The following is a 17,009-nucleotide window of genomic DNA, read 5'->3' as shown; positions in this document are numbered from 1 at the left end:
TCAGACCTGCTGCTCGCGAGCGATCTGCTCGTGGTGGCGGACTACCTCGGTGACGATGAAGGTCAGAAACTTCTCGGCGAACTCCGGGTCCAGGTTGGCATCTGCCGCCAGGGCCCGGAGTCGTTCGATCTGGCGCTGCTCACGCTCCGGGTCGGCTGGCGGCAGCCCGCCCTTCGCCTTGAGTTCCCCCACGGTGCGGGTGACCTTGAAGCGCTCGGCGAGCAGGTGCACCAGCGCGGCGTCGAGGTTGTCGATGCTGCCGCGCAGCTGCATCAGCCGTTCCAGGACGGCCGGGTCGGCTGCTGCCTTCTCCTGCTCGGTCATCAGTGCACCACGATCTCGATGCGCTGGAAGCTCTTCACGTCGGTGTAGCCCGTGGTGGCCATTGCCCGGCGCAGGGCGCCGACCAGGTTCATGGTGCCATCGCTGGTGCGCGAGGGGCCGATGATGATCTCCTCCAGTGATCCGACCGGCTGGAATCGCACCCGCGCACCACGAGGAAGGGACTCATGCCAGGCCTCGGCACCCCAGTGCCACCCACGACCGGGGGCCTCGGTGGCACGGGCCAGCGGCGTCCCCACCATGACGGCGTCGGCACCGCAGGCAATCGCGCGGGAAATGTCACCCGAGCGCCCAATGGAACCGTCGGCGATGACCTGAACGTAGCGGCCACCGGACTCGTCCATGTAGTCACGACGCGCCTCGGCGACGTCGGCGATCGCGGTGGCCATCGGCACCTCGATGCCCAGCACGTTGAGGCTGGCGTTGGCGGCAGCGCCTCCGAAACCGACCAGGACGCCGGCAGCCCCGGTGCGCATCAGGTGCAGCGCGGTGAGGTAGTTGGCGCAACCACCGACGATGACGGGGGTGTCGATCTGGTGGATGAACTGCTTGAGGTTCAGCGGCTCAGCCGTGTCCGAGACGTGCTCGGCCGAGACGGTGGTGCCGCGGATCACGAAGAAGTCGGGCTGGCTGGCCACGACATGCTCGGCGAACTCCTGGGTGTTCTGAGGCGACAGCGAGCCCGCCACCGGAACACCCGCCTCACGGATCTGGTCCATGCGCGCCCGGATCAGCTCCGGCTTGATCGGCTCGGAGTAGACCTGCTGGAGTCTGGCATTCGAGTCCGGCTCCGAGCAGTCCGCGAGCTCTTCCAGGATGGGCTTGGGGTCCTCGTAGCGAGTCCACAGGCCTTCCAGGTTCAGCACGCCCAGACCGCCCAGACGTCCCATCTGGATAGCGGTCTCGGGAGACATGATCGAGTCCATCGGGGCGGCGACCAGCGGGAAGTCGAGCTGGACGGCGTCGATCTTCCAGCTCAGGTCGACCTGCTCCGGACCGCGGGTTCGGCGGCTGGGCACGATGGCGATGTCGTCCAGGGAAAATGCGCGCGCGGCACGCTTGGAGCGTCCGATGTCGTACATGGTGGCCTCTCAGCGCTGGTAGTTCGGGGCGTCAGCAATGTTGGCGACGTCGTGCGGGTGGGACTCCTTGAGCCCGGCGGAGGTGATGCGGACGAAGCGGCCCTTGTCCTGCAGCTCGGGCAGGGTGCGGGCGCCGACGTAGAACATCGACTGGTGCAGGCCGCCGACGAGCTGGTGGACGACCTGGCCGACCGGACCGCGGTAGAGCACATTGCCCTCGATGCCCTCGGGGATGAGCTGGTCGTCGCTGGTGACGTCGGCCTGGAAGTAGCGGTCCTTGGAGTAGGACTTCTTGCCGCGGCTACTCATCGCACCCAGCGAGCCCATCCCGCGGTACTGCTTGAACTGCTTGCCGGCGATGAACACGGTCTCGCCGGGGCTCTCCTCGCAGCCGGCCAGCAGTGAGCCGACCATCACGGTGGACGCACCCGCGACCAGCGCCTTGGCGATGTCGCCGGAGTACTGCAGGCCACCATCGGCGATCACCGGGACGCCAGCCTGCTTGCAGGCCTGGGCCGCTTCGTACACGGCAGTCACCTGCGGCACGCCCACGCCGGCGACCACGCGGGTGGTGCAGATGGAGCCCGGGCCCACGCCGACCTTGACGGCGTCCGCCCCGGCCTCGACGAGGGCTGCGGCACCGGCGCGGGTGGCAACGTTGCCGCCGATGATCTGCACCCCGGCAGCGGCCGGGTCGGCCTTCAGGCGACGGATCATGTCGAGCAGCAGCTTGGCGTGGCCGTGGGCGGTGTCGACGACCAGGACGTCCACCCCGGCCTCGATGAGGCGCATGGCGCGATCCCAGGAGTCGCCGAAGTAGCCGACGGCGGCTCCGACCATGAGACGTCCCTGGGCATCCTTGGAGGCGTTGGGGAACTGCTCGGACTTCACGAAGTCCTTGACGGTGATCAGGCCGGTGAGCTTGTTGTCGGCGTCCACCAGCGGCAGGCGCTCACGCTTGTTGCGGCGCAGCAGCTCGGTGGCGTCCTCACGGCTGATGTCGCTGGGGGCGGTGAACAGCGGCGAGGAGGTCATCACGTCGCGGACCAGGGTGGTGGCCCATTCCTCCACCGGGGTGAAGCGCAGGTCACGGTTGGTGCAGATGCCGAGGAGGTGGTTCTGTTCGTCGACCACCGGCAGGCCGGAGATGCGGTACTGGCCGCAGAGGGTGTCCAGCTCTTCGAGGGTGGCGTCGGGCCCGATGGTGACGGGGTTGGTGATGCGCCCGGTCTGGGTCCGCTTCACCAGGTCAACCTGGTAGGCCTGGTCCTCGGCTGAGAGGTTGCGGTGCAGGATGCCCATGCCACCCTGGCGGGCCATGGCGATCGCCATTCGTGACTCGGTGACGGTGTCCATCGCCGCCGAGAGCAGCGGGATGCGGATGCTGAGCTCGCGGGTCAGTTGCGCGGTGGTGTCCACCTCGGAGGGAATGACGTCGGTCTCCCCCGGAAGCAGCAGCACGTCGTCATAGGTCAGTCCCAGGAAGTCGAAGGGTCCGGTTCCGGTCACTGATTCGCTCACTCTCCACCTCACGTCCCATGCAGCACGCCCGCTACCCCAGCGAGTCTACCGGTGCGCCAGAGGGCCGGTTCGCGACTGGTCAGGCCTTGGAAGCGCCCTCGAGCATGCCGCGGATGAAATGACGCTGCAGGAACAAGAAGACCGCGACGACCGGGAGCGCCACGATGATGGCTCCTGAAGCCAGCAGCGCGTTCTCGGCGGTGTACTGGCCCTGGAAATTGGCCAGGCCCAGCGGGGCGGTGCGCCTGCTCCCCGAGGGGGCCATCACCAGCGCGATCAGGAATTCATTCCGGGTCCAACCTGAACGCCCCGGGCACAACTTGTCGACACGGTGTCGCCAACCGGACCAGTGGTGTGGCCCGGTTGCTCCAGGGCGCGAGGTCAGGACTTGGTGACGAAGCGGAAGGTGGGGGTGATGCTGGGGTCAACGCCCTTGATGATGCCGCCATAGAAGGCTCGGGCCTGCTCCTCCAACGGCTCGCGGTTGTCGCGGACATGCTGCTGCTTGGCCTGGGCGTTGAGGATCTCTGTGATCAGGTTGGTCGTGTCGATCTCGGGGGTGCCCCAGCTCAGCACGCCGTTCTTCTCGACCGCAGTCTTGAAGCTCACGTCGTTGTAGCCGATGAACAAAAACTCGGGGATGTCCACGCGCACAGTCTTCGGCCCGGTCTGGGTGAGGGTGACTCCCTTGCCATCGACGCCGAGCAGGGCCCGGTAGTTGTGCTGGATGAACATGGTGCGCCGGGTTCCCGGGACCTCCTTGCCCCAGACCTTGCGCGTGACACTGCGCTCAGTGATGCCCTGGACGCCGAGGCTGAGCAGGACGACCTTCTCCTCGCGCTTGATGGACTGGACCACCTCATTCATGGTCGTGGAGGTCTCCACCGCGGTGGGGGCGGGCCGCGACTGGCGGCTGCGAAACCAGACGGCGGTACTGGTCACCCCGGCCATCAGCATGACGAACGCGAGCAGCAGCGCGTAGGGCTTCTTCATGGGTCCTCCCCCGGGGTCGGCGTCAACCAATTCTAGGGTGCAGCCCTCTCGTGGGCCTTGTTCGACGGATCAGCCTTCGGCGAAATGGACCAGCTGCGCAGCAGCGGCCCCGAACCGGGGCTCGGGGCCGCGCATTCGAAGAGACTCAGTGTCGGGTCGGCTTCAACTTCAGCACGTCCAGGACAACGGGTGCCTGGCCGGGGGAGTTGACGGGATGGATCCAGGAGGTGAGTTCTCCCGTGTGGGAATCGAACATCTGGAAGACCACGTGGAAGTTGCTGGCGACGTAGGGCAGCGGAGTACCTGCGGCATCGGTCAGCGGGTTGCGATTGGGGACAACCGGTTCCAGGCCTGCGGGGTCCTCCTGCGCGGGGTAGTTCTCGCCGAGCCAAGGGGCTGCCGGAACGTGCCGCTCACGCCCGGACAGTTCGGTGAACGCGTTGTAGGTGTTACCGGTGTTGGACGCCTCGAGGTAGTGCGTGATGCCGTTGTCGGCAGCGAAGCGGTTCCACAGGTGCGAGTGGCCGTTGTAGACCAGTTGGACGCCGGCAGATTCCAGGAGCGGGGCCAGGTCGTTGGCCAGGAAGTTGCGCCCCTGGCTGTACTCGTAGCGGACGCCGACGAGATTGCCTCGCTCATCCTTCTCCTCAATGCGCTCGGGATGGGCGAAGGGCGGGGTCATGTTGTCGCCCAGGCCGTGGGGGCCCTCGTGCAACTGCACGATGGTGTAGGCGGCGTCACGGCGTTCCTTGGAGCGCAGCTCACGCTTGAGCCATTCGTACTGCGCGGAGCCGATCGAGAGGTCTTCGAAGACGAACTCGCCGTATCCCTGCGACAAGGGGTCATCCAGGTGGGCGGCGGCCTCTTGGTAGCGGCTGTTGGCGGTGCGGGCGGCGGGATCGGCGTTGTTGTCGACATAGCGCCAGATACGGGTGGAGTACAGCGTGATCAGGCGGACATTGCCAATGGTGGTGGCGTAGTAGCGCCCCTTACCGGGGCCTGACTCGGGCAGGGTGAAGATCTCTTCGTAGGTGGTGGTGGAGAAGCTGTTGTCCTCGACCCACTGGGGCTTGCTACGACGTTCGGCTCGCTGGTCGCGGTTCTTCCATTCCTTTTCGGCGACCTCGCGGGGAACTGGCGCTCCGAAGGAGGCATTCAGCGAAGTCATGCCGTCGCGGCGTCCCTGAACCTCGTGGTTGCCGATGGCGGGGTAGATCGGCACGTTCTGGATGATGGCAGCACCCACACCCAGGTGTCCGCCACGGTCCACGCGGGCAGCAGCGCCCTGCAGCACCGGGAAGAAGGCACTGCCGCGGGCGTCATCGAACCACTCCGAGGCGCGGTCGGGAATGTTGACCAGATCGCCGGCAAAGATGACGGCGTCGAGCTCACCCATGGTGGCGGCAGCAACCTCAATATTCGTCGGGGTGTTCTGCATGGCCTGGTGATCACTGGTGAGCATGATGCGGGCACCCTCACCGGCCGGAAGTGCCGGGGTCAGGGTGTAGGTGGCAGACAGGACCGCCTCGCCGTTCTTGACCGAGGCCACGCGATAGGTGACGCGCTCCCCCGCCTTCAGGCCGTTGACCACTGCCTCGTGGCGGCGGACGGGCCGGGGCACGATGCCCTGCTCCGGGGTGGGCTTGACCGTCAGGAAGGACCCGGCGTCCTCGGCCGTGCGGGACAGGGCTCGGTCACTCGCGCGGAAGACGGTGACTCCGGCGCGCGGTTTGCGGCCGCGGCCCAAGGTGGCAACTTGCTCAGCAGTGAGCTGGTCGACGCCCTCACCCACGAGGACGACGTGCTCGCCACCCCTGATCTCGGTGAACCAGACGACGTTGACGCTGTGCTTGCGCGGGTCCTGCAGGAAGGGGTCGGTTAGCAGCGTGAGGTCAGGGCTGGTTGAGGTCTGGTCACCGGTGGCAGCGAAGGCAGCCAGGGGAAGGGATGCGACGGCGGCGGCGCCGATCGCGGCAAAACTGAACTGGCGGCGATTGATGGACATGCGTGCTCCTTGGAATGGCTATTTCGTATCACCGCTCAACCAACACCGAGAGGCCCACATCCACGTGAACAGACAACGAACGGAGCATGTACTGCGTGGGCACTTGTCATGAACCCACCGCCCCCACACCCCGGGGCGGACCTCGCCGGGAACCGGAAACGCCCCGAGCCGAAGCTCGGGGCGTCCCAGGTGCTCAGCAAGAGAGGATCACTCCTCGTCCTCCTTCTTGTCCACCACGAGGGTCTCGGTGGTGAGCAGCAGGGAGGCGATCGAGGCGGCGTTGGCCAGAGCCGAACGGGTCACCTTGACCGGGTCGATGACGCCGGCCTCGATGAGGTTCTGGTACTCGCCGGTCTTGCCGTTGTAGCCGGAGCCGGGCTCCAGCTCGGCGACCTTGGCCACGATGACGTAGCCGGGCTCGCCGCCGTTCTCCGCGATCCAGCGCAGCGGCTCGCGAACGGCCTTGGCCACGATCTGGACGCCGGCCTTCTCGTCGCCCTCGAGACCGAGTTCGTCCTCGAGCTTCTTGGCGGCGTGGACGAGGGCCGAGCCGCCACCGGCGACGATGCCCTCCTCGATGGCAGCGCGGGTCGCGGACACGGCGTCCTCGATGCGGTGCTTCTTCTCCTTCAGCTCCACCTCGGTGGCGGCGCCGACCTTGATCACGCAGACGCCACCGGCCAGCTTCGCGATGCGCTCCTGGAGCTTCTCGCGATCCCAGTCGGAGTCGGTGCGATCGGCCTCGGCACGCAGCTGCGCGACGCGAGCCTCGACCTCGGCACCCTCACCAGCGCCATCAACGATGGTGGTGGTGTCCTTGGTGACGACGACGCGCCGGGCGCGTCCGAGAACCTCGAGACCGACCTGGTCGAGCTTGAGGCCGACCTCGGGAGCAACGACCTGTCCACCGGTCAGGATGGCGATGTCCTCGAGCATGGCCTTGCGACGGTCACCGAAGGCCGGGGCCTTGACGGCGACCGAGGTGAAGGTGCCGCGGATCTTGTTGACGACCAGGGTCGAGAGGGCCTCGCCGTCCACGTCCTCGGCCACGACAAACAGGGTGCCGTTGGCGCCGATGACCTTCTCCAGCAGCGGGAGCAGGTCGTTCATCGAGGAAATCTTGCCCGAGTTGATCAGGATGTAGGGATCGTCGAGGACGGCCTCCATCCGGTCGGAGTCGGTGACGAAGTAGGGCGACAGGTAGCCCTTGTCGAACTGCATGCCCTCGGTGAACTCGAGCTCGGTGCCGAAGGTGTTGGACTCGTCGACGGTGATGACGCCGTCCTTGCCCACCTTGTCGAACGCCTCGGCGATCAGCGAGCCGATCTGCTCGTCACGCGAGCTGATGGTCGCCACGGCCGACATGTCCTCGGTGGTCTCGACAGGCTTGGCCATCGAGTGCAGTTCATCGGTGATGACCTGAACGGCCTGGTCGATGCCCCGCTTGAGGCCGACCGGGTTGGCCCCGGCTGCCACGGTACGCAGTCCCTCGTGGACCAGTGCCTGGGCGAGCACGGTGGCGGTGGTGGTGCCGTCACCTGCGACGTCGTTGGTCTTGGTGGCGACCTCCTTGGCGAGCTGGGCGCCCAGGTTCTCGTAGGGGTCCTCGAGCTCGACCTCGCGGGCCACGGTCACGCCATCGTTGGTGATGGTGGGGGCGCCGAACTTCTTGTCCAGCACGACGTAGCGGCCCTTGGGGCCGAGGGTCACCTTCACGGTGTTGGCGAGGGTGTCGACACCGCGCTCGAGCGAGCGACGTGCCTCCTCGTCAAACTGAAGAGTCTTGGCCATTGTCTGTTACCAGTCCTTGAAAGAGTCGGGGGTCGTCACTTGGTGACGACGGCGAGGATGTCGCGGGCACTGAGCAACAGGTACTCGGCGCCGTCGTACTTGACCTCGGTGCCGCCGTACTTGGAGAAGATGACGGTGTCGCCCTCGGCAACGTCCAGAGGGACGCGCTGGCCCTTGTCGTCGATGCGACCAGGACCGGTGGCGATGACCTTGCCCTCCTGGGGCTTCTCCTTGGCAGTGTCGGGGATGTAGAGACCCGACGAGGTCTGCTGCTCGGCGTCGAGGGGCTGGACGAGGACGCGGTCCTCGAGAGGCTTGATCGTGGCTGCCACGTCAAACACCTTTCTGTGTGTCCGCCCTGCCGCATGGGCCAGGGCAGGAAAGTAATGTCGAGGTGATCCGGCGGGACGTCGTCGCGGGTGCCGCCCCGGTCGGGGTTGGCACTCACCGGGGGCGAGTGCCAAGATCACGCTATACCTGCTTTGGCACTCCTTCAAGCCGAGTGCCAAAAAGACCTCTGGACGGAGTTGTCCACAGGCTGTCGAATGTGTCAGCAGTAGCTCCTACCGTGGGGACCATGATCCAGACACAGTCCCCCTCCCCCGTCGCCGACCGCGCCCTGCACGTCCTGCGGCGGCTGGTCGGGCGCGATGACGCGATCTTCCGTGACGGGCAGTTGGACGCGGTGCTCGCTCTCGTGGAAGATCATCGCCGCGTGCTGGTCGTGCAACGCACCGGCTGGGGCAAGTCGGCGGTCTACTTCGTCGCCACCGCCCTGCGCCGTGCGGAGGGCACCGGGCCGACCATCATCGTCTCCCCCCTGCTGGCGCTGATGCGTGACCAGATCGCCGCTGCCGAACGCGCCGGGGTCCGCGCGGTGACGATGAACTCTGCCAACGCCACGGACTGGCCCCAGGTGGCGGCTGCGCTCGCTGCCGACGAGGTGGACGTCCTGCTGGTCAGTCCCGAGCGGCTCAACAACCCCACTTTCCGCGCCGAGCAGCTGCCGGGGCTGGCTGCTCACTGCGGGCTGCTGGTGGTCGATGAGGCGCACTGCATCTCCGACTGGGGACACGACTTCCGGCCCGACTACCGCCGCATCAAGGACCTGCTCCACGGGCTACCGGCCGGCGTCCCGGTGCTGGCGACGACGGCCACCGCGAACGCACGGGTGGTGAGCGATGTGGCCGAGCAGCTGGGTGCCGGGGGTCACGAGGTGCTGACGATCCGCGGCCCGCTGGCGCGGGACTCGCTGCGGCTCGGGGTGCTGAACCTTCCCCATGCCGAATCCCAGGTGGCATGGCTGTGTGCCCATCTGGACGACTTTGCGGGCTCGGGGATCATCTACACCCTCACCGTGTCCGCCGCCGAGGACCTGGCTCGCGCCCTGACCGAATCGGGCCATGTGGTGCGGGCCTACACCGGACGCACCGACACCGCCGAGCGCGAGCACCTCGAGGAGATGTTGCGGGAGAACCGGCTCAAGGCGCTGGTCGCCACGTCGGCTCTGGGGATGGGCTTCGACAAGCCGGACCTCGGTTTCGTGGTGCACCTGGGTGCGCCCAGTTCGCCGGTCGCCTACTACCAGCACGTGGGCCGGGCGGGGCGTGGCGCGGTGAACGCCGACGTACTCCTGATGCCCAGCGCTGCAGACCGCGACATCTGGCACTATTTCGCGACCGCCTCCATGCCGGAGGAGGAGAAGGCACTGGCGGTCATCGACGCCCTGGCTGAGGCGGGCCGTCCGCTGTCCACGGCCGCACTGGAGACCCTGGTGGACCTGCGCCGCGCCCGGCTGGAGCTGCTGTTGAAGGTGTTGGACGTCGATGGTGCCGTGCGGCGGGTGAAGGGGGGCTGGGAGTGGACCGGGCAGCCGTGGGCCCATGACGCGGCGCGCTATGCCACGGTCGCCGAGGCCAGGCGCCGGGAACAGGAGTTAATGCTGGACTACCAGCGTGGCGAGCGCTGCCGCATGGCCTTCCTCACCGAATCGCTCGACGACCCCGACGTTCATGACTGTGGACGCTGCGATGTCTGCGCGGGGCCCTGGTTCGACGCTTCGCTGCCGGAGGCCGCTGTGGTCGCGGCACGGACCGCCCTGGGGCGGGCCGGGGTGCTGCTGGAACCGCGTGCGCAGTGGCCCACCGGCATGGAGCGCCTCGGCGTCCCGGTGAAGGGGCGGATCGCCGCCGGCGCCGAGGTGGGCCGGGTGGTGGCCCGGCTGAGTGACCTGGGCGCGGGTCAACGGCTGCGGGGGCTGTTCGCCACCCCGGACGCGCCAGTTCCCCAGGAGGTGGTGCAGGCCTGTATCCCGGTCCTGAAGGAGTGGAACTGGGCGCAACGGCCGGTGGCGGTGGCCCATGTGCCCTCGCGATCACGACCCCAGCTGGTCGAGTCCCTGGCCGGTGGGCTGGCGTCACTGGGCCGGATGGAGGATCTTGGACCACTCGAACTGGCGCACGGCGGCCCCACCGGGGAACCGGGTGGCAACTCCGCCTTTCGTCTGGCGGGGGTCTGGGAAAGGATCCGTGTTCCGGCTGCGATGGCAGACCGCTTGGCCGGGCTGAACGGGCCGGTGCTACTGGTCGATGACCTGGTCGACTCCCGGTGGACGCTGACCGTGGCGGCGGTGGCGCTGCGGGGGGCCGGCGCCGAGGCAGTCCTGCCATTCGCCCTGGCGCTACAGGCCTGAGCTCCTCCGCGATGCTCAGGAGTTCAGGTCGGGGGCCCCGCGCTCCCCGGCCGGCAGACGCAGGCGGGCCACGGTTTCCTGCTCGTCCATCTGGTGGGCTCGCGCCAGTTCGTCGAGCTGGTCCTGGATCCAGGCCTGGAGGCGAGCTGCCTCGTGCGCTGCCGGTTCATCGCCGGTGCGGCGGGCCGATTCCATGGCTTCGTCGAGGCGCTGGCGTGCGAGCGCGATCCGCTGGACCTGATAGTCCACGCGGGCGATGTCGATCAACAGCCGTGGTTCCCAGGCACGAGCCTCCGGATCCTTCGACGACTGGCACAGCGCAATCGCCTTGCGCAGGCTCGCGATCTGCTCATCGGCGGTGTCGGCGGCGCGGGCGCGCAAGCGCAGGGCCTCGATGTGCAGCCCGCCGAGCGGGGTGGTGTCCAGGTGTGAGGCCGTGATACCAGCCGCTTCCCGAGCCAGGTCGGCGGCACGATCGGGTGCGGTGTCGGAGTCCTCGTCCAGCACCAGCCAGGCGCGTTCGAGACTCAGCCGCGCCCGCGCCTCGATTCCGGTGGGGTTCTCCGCAGCGACCCGGTCCAGCAGTTCATGGGCGCGCCCGACTTCCCCCACCTTGCCCCACTCGCGGGCGGCGAAGGTCAGCACAACCAGCCGCTCGTCCCCCTGCAGGGGTTCGGCGATCTGGAGGAGTTCCTGAACGCGCTCTTGGCTCACGGCGACGAGCATAGGGCCGCCATCACCAAATGCTGAAAAATGCTCAGGAACTGTGGTTCGCTCGCTGGACGTGGAGGGCCGTCACAGCCCCGCCGATGCGGCAGAACATCACGGTCGCCGACTGGGTCCCGCGTGGTGCCAGTTGCCTGCGGAGAACAGCCGGGTCCAGGTCGAGCGCTCCCCCGCGTCCGCGCTTCTTGATCTCCAGGGTCCCGATGTCATGGTCCTTCACCCACCGCGCGAGGTGCTTGGGGCGTGGGTCCAATTGCTCGAGCACCGTGAAGCTGGTGGCGAACGGTGCGGGCAGCACCTGGTCCGAGGTGGCGTAGCCCGCGTGCGGGTCGAGTTGCACCAGGTCGGGCGCGAGCCTCCACACCAGCTCGGCGCGGCTGACCGCAGGGTCCGCCTCGTGGACGAAACGCCCCAGGGGGCCGACCGGGAGCGCCTCGGGCGGCCCGCTCAGGGTCCGGACCTCGTCCGAGACGAGCACCGCCTCCCCGATCCCGGGGCCCGCACCGCCGCCGAGGTCGAGGCCCGACCACAGCGTCGTCTCGACGGCGTCCCCGCGATGGCTGACATGGCTGGTGAACACCGCTGGCAACTCCGCGCGATCGACACCCGGGCCGAGTTTGACCACCGCCGGCTGCCCGCCGGTGACTAGGTCGAGCACGAATCCCCAGGACGGGGTGAGGTCCTCCAGCTGCCAGCTCCGCCCACGCGAAGTCCTCCGGGCGGGGTCGACGAAGGCAGCGACATCCGGGCGGGAGAGCAGCTCCGGCGCCAGGGCCAGGGCGTCCCCCACCCTCACCAACGCTTCAGCTGCCTCGCCGGTCGAGGTCTGGGCCCAGGACAGGTTGTGGGCGGCCAAGGCGGCGGTGTCCGGGTCGATCTCGACCGCGGTAACCCTCACGCCATGCTCAGCCATCACCATCGCGTCGGCCGCGATGCCGCACCCGAGGTCAACGACTTCTCGGACGCCGGCCGCGACCAGACGGCGGGCTCGCCACTCGGCCACCGGGCGACGGGTGGCCTGCTCCAGTCCCTCCGGGGTGAAGAGCATGCCCCGCGCCCGCTCCCCCAACTTGGCCACGGCCTTTCGACGCAACGCCTCCTGATGCAGCGCGGCTCCGGCCAGTTCGGGGCTGAACTCGCGCCGGAGCGCAGTGGCAGCGGCCAGGGAGGTCGGGTCGGAATGCTCGGCAGCCAGCTCCAGGGCTGCGCGCCCCTCATCGGTCAACAGGATCACGGCAGGATGCTCACCGACCAGGACTGCGGGTGCCCGTCGCGGTAGGGAAGCACGCCATGGAACTGGGGCACCTCGGGGTCGAAGACCAGCGGCAGGAAGTACCGGTCACCCTCCCACATGTCGAGCTCTCCCAGGAGGTCCACCGGCTCCCAGGTGAGCACGCCCTCCTCGTTCTCCGCAGGCACCTCACCGGTGAACTCGTCGACCACGAAGATGAAGCCGAAGTGGTCCGACCCGTCGCGCCCGAAGCCGGGCCAGCTGACCGTCCCCCGTAGCCGCAGCGAGGTCGCCTCGATCCCCGCCTCCTCGCGGAGTTCACGTCGAATGCACTCGACGACGTCCTCGTCGCGCTCGACCTTGCCACCGACGCCGTTGTACTTCCCGTGCTGGTCGTCGTCACTGCGGGCGATGCGATGGCACATCAGCACCCGTTCCCCATCGGGATGCATCACGAAGGCGAGCGTGGTCAGGATCGGACGGATCACGCGCGGCCCGCTTCGTCAGCCGCACCCAGCAATCGCTCCCGCAGCGCCGACGTGTCCGCCGTCGTCCAGGGGTCCTTCACCCGCTGGGCACGGAGCCACTGCTCAGCCCCCCCGGACTGGTCAAGAACCGTGAAGACGTCGTGGATCGACTCGGGCCGGGGCATGAAGACCTCCAACGGACGCCCCTCCAGGTTGGCACGGTAGGTCTCGCTGCCCATCATCCGTTCGATGATGCGTGGGATCCGCTCACCGGTCAGCAGGTAGTCGGCCAGGATCGCCTCCCGGTCGACACCAGCGAGGTCGAGGGCGAGGGCGACCAGGGTGCCGGTGCGGTCCTTGCCCGCCGCGCAGTGCACGAGGACACCGCCGTCGGCGTGGGCGATCGTCTTCATTGCCGCCACCACGGAGTCGGGCCGGTCGTGCAGGTAGGCGATGTAGACCAGTGGGGCGATCGCCTTCTCCACCGGCTGGTCCGTGGCCTCCTCGTCCTCGAGCTCGTCATGGTCGGGGATCGTGTGCCAGGGCATGATCTTGGCACCATCGACCTCGCGGAGCTCGTCGTCCTCCCTCGGGAGGAAGGACATCCGGTGCACGCGCACCGACGACTCGGAGTCCAGCGGCGCCGGCCCCTCGCACTCGCGCTCGGTGTCGGTGCGCAGATCGAGCACCTCGGTCACGCCGTGCTCCTCGAGCAGGGTCGCCACATCGGACGCGCTCAGGTCCTGCAGATGGTCAGCACGCAGCAGCCTCCCGGGCTGCACGGCACGACCATCACGGGTCGGCAGGCCAGCCAGCGAACGAGCATTGGTCGGGCCGTCGAGATCGAGCCAGCGGGAGTTCAGCCAGTCAGCGTCCATGCCCCTGACACTAGCGAGCCGGCGAGGGCGCCGCCTCAGACCAGGATGGTCGAGACCGGTAGCCCGGAGTTGGCCGAGATGTCCAGCGAGCTCGGGCGTCCCCCGGCCTTGATGACCTGGGCGCCCAGGGCGGCGATCATGGCGCCGTTGTCGGTGCACAATGCCGGCCTCGGGCGGCGCAGCTCGATGCCGGCGGCAGCGGTGCGCTCCTCCAGCAGCCCGCGCAGACGCGAGTTGGCGGCCACTCCCCCGCCGATGAGCATGTGGTTGACCCCATGGAACTGGGCAGCATCCACCGCCTTGCGGGTGAGCACGTCGGCCACTGCTTCCTGGAAGGAGGCGCAGACGTCGTTCACCGGAACGTCCAGCCCATCGCGTTGGCGCAACTCGACCCAGCGGGCGACGGCGGTCTTGAGGCCCGAGAAGGAGAAGTCGAAGCGGTGCTTCTCCAGGTCATGCCTGGCGGTCAGCCCGCGCGGAAAGTGGATCGCTTTCGGGTCACCCAGCTGGGCGGCCTTGTCGATGACCGGTCCGCCCGGGTAGGCGAGCCCAAGTAGCCGCGCGACCTTGTCATAGGCCTCGCCGGCGGCGTCGTCGATGGTCGCACCGAGTTCGGTGATCGTGGTGGCGATGTCTTCCACCAGCAGCAGGGAGGTGTGCCCGCCCGACACCAGCAGCGCGATGCAGGGCGTGGGCAGCGGGCCGTGGTCGAGCAGGTCGACGGCCACGTGGCCGGCGAGGTGGTTGACCCCGTAGAGCGGCTTGTCCAGCCAGGCTGCGAGCGCCTTGGCGGTCGACAGTCCGACCACGAGGGCTCCCATCAGGCCGGGGCCAGCGGTCACGGCGATGCCATCCAGGTCCGACAGGTCGACGCCAGCAGTCTGGCAGGCCCGTTCCAGGGTCGGGACCATCGCCTCCAGGTGCGCCCGGGCGGCGACCTCAGGCACGACGCCTCCGTAGCGGACGTGCAGGTCCACCGAACTGGCCACCTCGTGGGCGAGCAGCTCGTTGCCCCGGACGATCCCGACGCCGGTCTCGTCACAGGACGACTCGATGCCCAAGACGAGCGGTTCAGCAGGGGTCAGCGCGGTGTCAGTCATGGTCTGCTCCTCGCGGTCGAAGTGGAAGGTCGGCGCTCATCACCTGGGCGTCCAGCCCCGCACCGTAGTAGTCAGGGCGGGTATCGAGGGTCTCGAAGCCGAGCCTCCGGTAGAGCCCCAGGGCGGCGTGGTTGTCGTGGCGGACCTCCAGCAGCATCCTCTCCGCACCCCGCCCGAGCGCCCATTCGATGCCGGCGAGCACCAGCTGCTGTGCCAGCCCCAGCCCACGACGGCTGGGGTGGACCATCACGCGGTGCAGGTCAGCGGTGTCGACCACCTGCTGGAAGGTCGCGGCGGCGACGAGCTCGTGGGTGTCGCGTTGCACCACGACGAAACGGTCGGACGCCCGGAGTTCGTCCTCCCAGAGCTTCTCGCTCCAGCGCTCTCGGCCCTCGAAGCAGGCCTCGTCGAGGGACGCCAGGGCTGCCGCGTCGCCGGCTTCGGCGCGTTGGGGCATCACGGGCGTGGCCTGCGATCCCGGCGCGGGGCCAGCCGCTGCTCGGGGAGCAGGGTGGACTTGCGGCTGGTGGGCACGGCGGCATCCGGGGCGCGCAGGTAGAGGGCGTCCAGACCCATGTCGGGCAGCGACTGCCCGCGCAGCGCCAGAATGCCCGCGCAGAGCTGGTGCGGGCCGAACTGGGGGCGTCCCTCATCGGCAACCAGCGACGCACCGGGCCCGGTCACCGGGAGGCCCGGCAGGTCCTCGGGAGCGTTCACCGCCGGGCCCTCGAGCCGCTCCCCGGTGGCGGAGTAACGGGCCCAGTAGAGCTCCTTGCGGCGGGCGTCGATCACGGCCAGGAACTCGGCGGGAACCTCCGCTGAGGACTCGACGGCCTGCAGTGCAATGGCGTCCAGGCTGCAGATCCCGCGCGCAGTGACCCCTGCCAGCGCGGCGATGGTGTGGGCGGTGACGATGCCCACACGCAGGCCGGTGAAAGGGCCTGGTCCCACTCCGACGACGACCTCGTTGACCTGTGCCAACGCGATTCCCGCCTTGTCGCACAAGCCAACCACCATCGGCATCAGCTGTTCGGTGTGAGCACGGGTGTCGTCCAGTGAGTCCTCGGCGACGAGCTCCCCGTCATGGGCCAGGGCGGCGGTGACGATGGTGGAGGTGTCGATGGCCAGGGTCCAGGTGCTCATGCTCGTCCTCGGTGGTTGTTATGCGAACCGGCGCCTGCCAGGGCCTCACGCAGCGAGTCATGGACCCAGCGCTGACCCTCACCCCAGATCAGGACGGTGCGGGTCTCGTCCTCGGGGTCGGGTGAGCGCTGGATGTCGATGCGCAGGGCAGAATCCGACAGTCCCTCGGCCATCCCGACGCCCCATTCGACCAGCGTGATCGCGTTGGGGGCACTCGCGGCGAGGTCCAGGTCCTCCACCTCGACGGCGGAGCCGAGGCGGTAGGCGTCCACGTGGACCAGGTCCGGCCCTCCGCTGCGCGAACGGTGGATCCGGGAGATGACGAAGGTGGGCGAGATGACGCTGCCCTCCACATCGAGACCCTCGGCCAGTCCCTGGGTCAGCGTTGTCTTGCCCGCGCCCAGCCCGCCCGAGGCGATCACCAGGTCACCGGGTCGCAGCACCCGGGCGATGCGAGAGCCCAGGGCCTGCATCTCCTCCCGGGACGCGGCCAGCTCGCGCACGGGCAGTTCGCGGCGCATGATCCAGCCGAGCTCGACCTCCCGGTCGGCCTGGAAGCCGTGGGATTCCCACAGGTGCCGGTTCTGGGGGAACTCACGCCGGGAGAGCAACTCGATGTGGGTGGCGTCCAGGTCAACGGCCATGAGGATGGCTGCGCGGATGATCCGGCCGGCCAGACCGACCTGGCGGAAACCGGGCAGCACCGAGACGCGATGGATGCCCGCGACGCGGTCCTGCTCGCGTCCCATGCCGCTGCCGGGGACAGGGTCGCTGACGACAAGCGAAGCGGCGGGATGCCCGTCGACCTCGGCCAGGATGGTCTCGCCGGTCTCCATCCGGGCCACCACGTCCTCGACGGTGTCGCCCAGGGCGTCAGCGGGCGGGTCGACTGCCGGGCGGGCGCCGAAGGCCCGGTGGATCACGTCGAGGACGAGCGGCGCGTCCTCGGGGACCGCGATGCGGAGGCGCACCTCGGTGGTGGCCTCCGCACTGCTCTCATCTGCTGGTGTCACAGCGTTCGATCCTACGCCCGGGGGT

The 17,009-nt window shown here is 68.5% G+C and carries 17 protein-coding genes; 1 reads left to right on the top strand and 16 read right to left on the bottom strand.

Annotated features, from left to right (window positions below):
- The 8 genes from M3G03_RS12080 to groES all read right to left on the bottom strand — a co-directional run bounded on the left by M3G03_RS12080 (window position 1) and on the right by groES (window position 8,066).
- Complete coding sequence (locus M3G03_RS12080; RefSeq protein ID WP_259810303.1) at window positions 1–324, bottom strand: chorismate mutase; 324 nt, start codon at window positions 322–324, stop codon at window positions 1–3.
- A complete protein-coding gene (locus tag M3G03_RS12075) occupies window positions 324–1,424 on the bottom strand; it encodes a GuaB3 family IMP dehydrogenase-related protein (RefSeq protein ID WP_259810301.1) in 1,101 nt (366 codons plus the stop codon). The genes M3G03_RS12080 and M3G03_RS12075 overlap by 1 nt, the downstream gene beginning before the upstream one ends.
- A 9-nt stretch (window positions 1,425–1,433) precedes the next feature.
- Window positions 1,434–2,945 carry an IMP dehydrogenase gene (gene guaB, locus M3G03_RS12070; protein WP_259810299.1) on the bottom strand — a complete coding sequence of 504 codons (1,512 nt, stop codon included), beginning with the start codon at window positions 2,943–2,945 and terminating at the stop codon, window positions 1,434–1,436.
- 79 nt (window positions 2,946–3,024) lie between these two features.
- A complete protein-coding gene (locus M3G03_RS12065) occupies window positions 3,025–3,210 on the bottom strand; it encodes a hypothetical protein (protein ID WP_259810298.1) in 186 nt (61 codons plus the stop codon).
- A 116-nt stretch (window positions 3,211–3,326) separates the two neighbouring features.
- Window positions 3,327–3,938, bottom strand: a complete 612-nt coding sequence (locus M3G03_RS12060; RefSeq protein WP_259810297.1) for a hypothetical protein — start codon at window positions 3,936–3,938, stop codon at window positions 3,327–3,329.
- Window positions 3,939–4,083: 145 nt separating this feature from the next.
- Window positions 4,084–5,943 (bottom strand): metallophosphoesterase, encoded by a 1,860-nt coding sequence (locus M3G03_RS12055; RefSeq protein WP_259810295.1) that lies wholly within the window; start codon window positions 5,941–5,943, stop codon window positions 4,084–4,086.
- Window positions 5,944–6,150: 207 nt separating this feature from the next.
- Complete coding sequence (gene groL, locus M3G03_RS12050) at window positions 6,151–7,734, bottom strand: chaperonin GroEL (RefSeq protein ID WP_259810293.1); 1,584 nt, start codon at window positions 7,732–7,734, stop codon at window positions 6,151–6,153.
- A 35-nt stretch (window positions 7,735–7,769) separates the two neighbouring features.
- Window positions 7,770–8,066 (bottom strand): co-chaperone GroES, encoded by a 297-nt coding sequence (gene groES / locus M3G03_RS12045; protein WP_259810291.1) that lies wholly within the window; start codon window positions 8,064–8,066, stop codon window positions 7,770–7,772.
- A gap of 245 nt (window positions 8,067–8,311) precedes the next feature.
- Between groES and M3G03_RS12040 the strand changes: the two genes are divergently transcribed.
- Window positions 8,312–10,426 carry an ATP-dependent DNA helicase RecQ gene (locus M3G03_RS12040; protein ID WP_259810289.1) on the top strand — a complete coding sequence of 705 codons (2,115 nt, stop codon included), beginning with the start codon at window positions 8,312–8,314 and terminating at the stop codon, window positions 10,424–10,426.
- A gap of 15 nt (window positions 10,427–10,441) precedes the next feature.
- Here M3G03_RS12040 and M3G03_RS12035 read toward each other — a convergent pair whose 3' ends face one another.
- From M3G03_RS12035 to tsaE, 8 genes are read right to left on the bottom strand one after another with little or no spacing between them, the layout of a single operon-like run.
- A complete protein-coding gene (locus M3G03_RS12035; protein WP_259810287.1) occupies window positions 10,442–11,140 on the bottom strand; it encodes a hypothetical protein in 699 nt (232 codons plus the stop codon).
- Between the two features lie 43 nt (window positions 11,141–11,183).
- A complete protein-coding gene (locus M3G03_RS12030) occupies window positions 11,184–12,386 on the bottom strand; it encodes a THUMP-like domain-containing protein (protein WP_259810285.1) in 1,203 nt (400 codons plus the stop codon).
- Window positions 12,383–12,871: an 8-oxo-dGTP diphosphatase gene (locus M3G03_RS12025; protein ID WP_259810283.1), complete on the bottom strand. Its 489-nt coding sequence runs from the start codon at window positions 12,869–12,871 to the stop codon at window positions 12,383–12,385. Before M3G03_RS12025 ends, M3G03_RS12030 begins: the two co-directional genes overlap by 4 nt.
- Window positions 12,868–13,728, bottom strand: coding sequence for a tyrosine-protein phosphatase (locus tag M3G03_RS12020; protein ID WP_259810281.1), 861 nt, complete (start codon window positions 13,726–13,728; stop codon window positions 12,868–12,870). The genes M3G03_RS12025 and M3G03_RS12020 overlap by 4 nt, the downstream gene beginning before the upstream one ends.
- 35 nt (window positions 13,729–13,763) lie before the next feature.
- Complete coding sequence (tsaD, locus tag M3G03_RS12015) at window positions 13,764–14,828, bottom strand: tRNA (adenosine(37)-N6)-threonylcarbamoyltransferase complex transferase subunit TsaD (protein ID WP_259810279.1); 1,065 nt, start codon at window positions 14,826–14,828, stop codon at window positions 13,764–13,766.
- Window positions 14,821–15,285 (bottom strand): N-acetyltransferase, encoded by a 465-nt coding sequence (locus tag M3G03_RS12010; RefSeq protein WP_259810325.1) that lies wholly within the window; start codon window positions 15,283–15,285, stop codon window positions 14,821–14,823. The genes tsaD and M3G03_RS12010 overlap by 8 nt, the downstream gene beginning before the upstream one ends.
- On the bottom strand, window positions 15,285–15,971 hold the full coding sequence (gene tsaB / locus M3G03_RS12005) for a tRNA (adenosine(37)-N6)-threonylcarbamoyltransferase complex dimerization subunit type 1 TsaB (RefSeq protein WP_259810277.1): 687 nt from the start codon (window positions 15,969–15,971) through the stop codon (window positions 15,285–15,287). The genes M3G03_RS12010 and tsaB overlap by 1 nt, the downstream gene beginning before the upstream one ends.
- Window positions 15,968–16,984: a tRNA (adenosine(37)-N6)-threonylcarbamoyltransferase complex ATPase subunit type 1 TsaE gene (tsaE, locus tag M3G03_RS12000; RefSeq protein ID WP_259810275.1), complete on the bottom strand. Its 1,017-nt coding sequence runs from the start codon at window positions 16,982–16,984 to the stop codon at window positions 15,968–15,970. Before tsaE ends, tsaB begins: the two co-directional genes overlap by 4 nt.
- Between the last annotated feature and the right edge of the window lie 25 nt (window positions 16,985–17,009).

It is taken from the genome of Aestuariimicrobium sp. p3-SID1156 (assembly GCF_025144225.1).
Lineage (GTDB): Bacteria > Actinomycetota > Actinomycetes > Propionibacteriales > Propionibacteriaceae > Aestuariimicrobium.
This window is presented reverse-complemented; position numbering and strand designations above follow the sequence as displayed.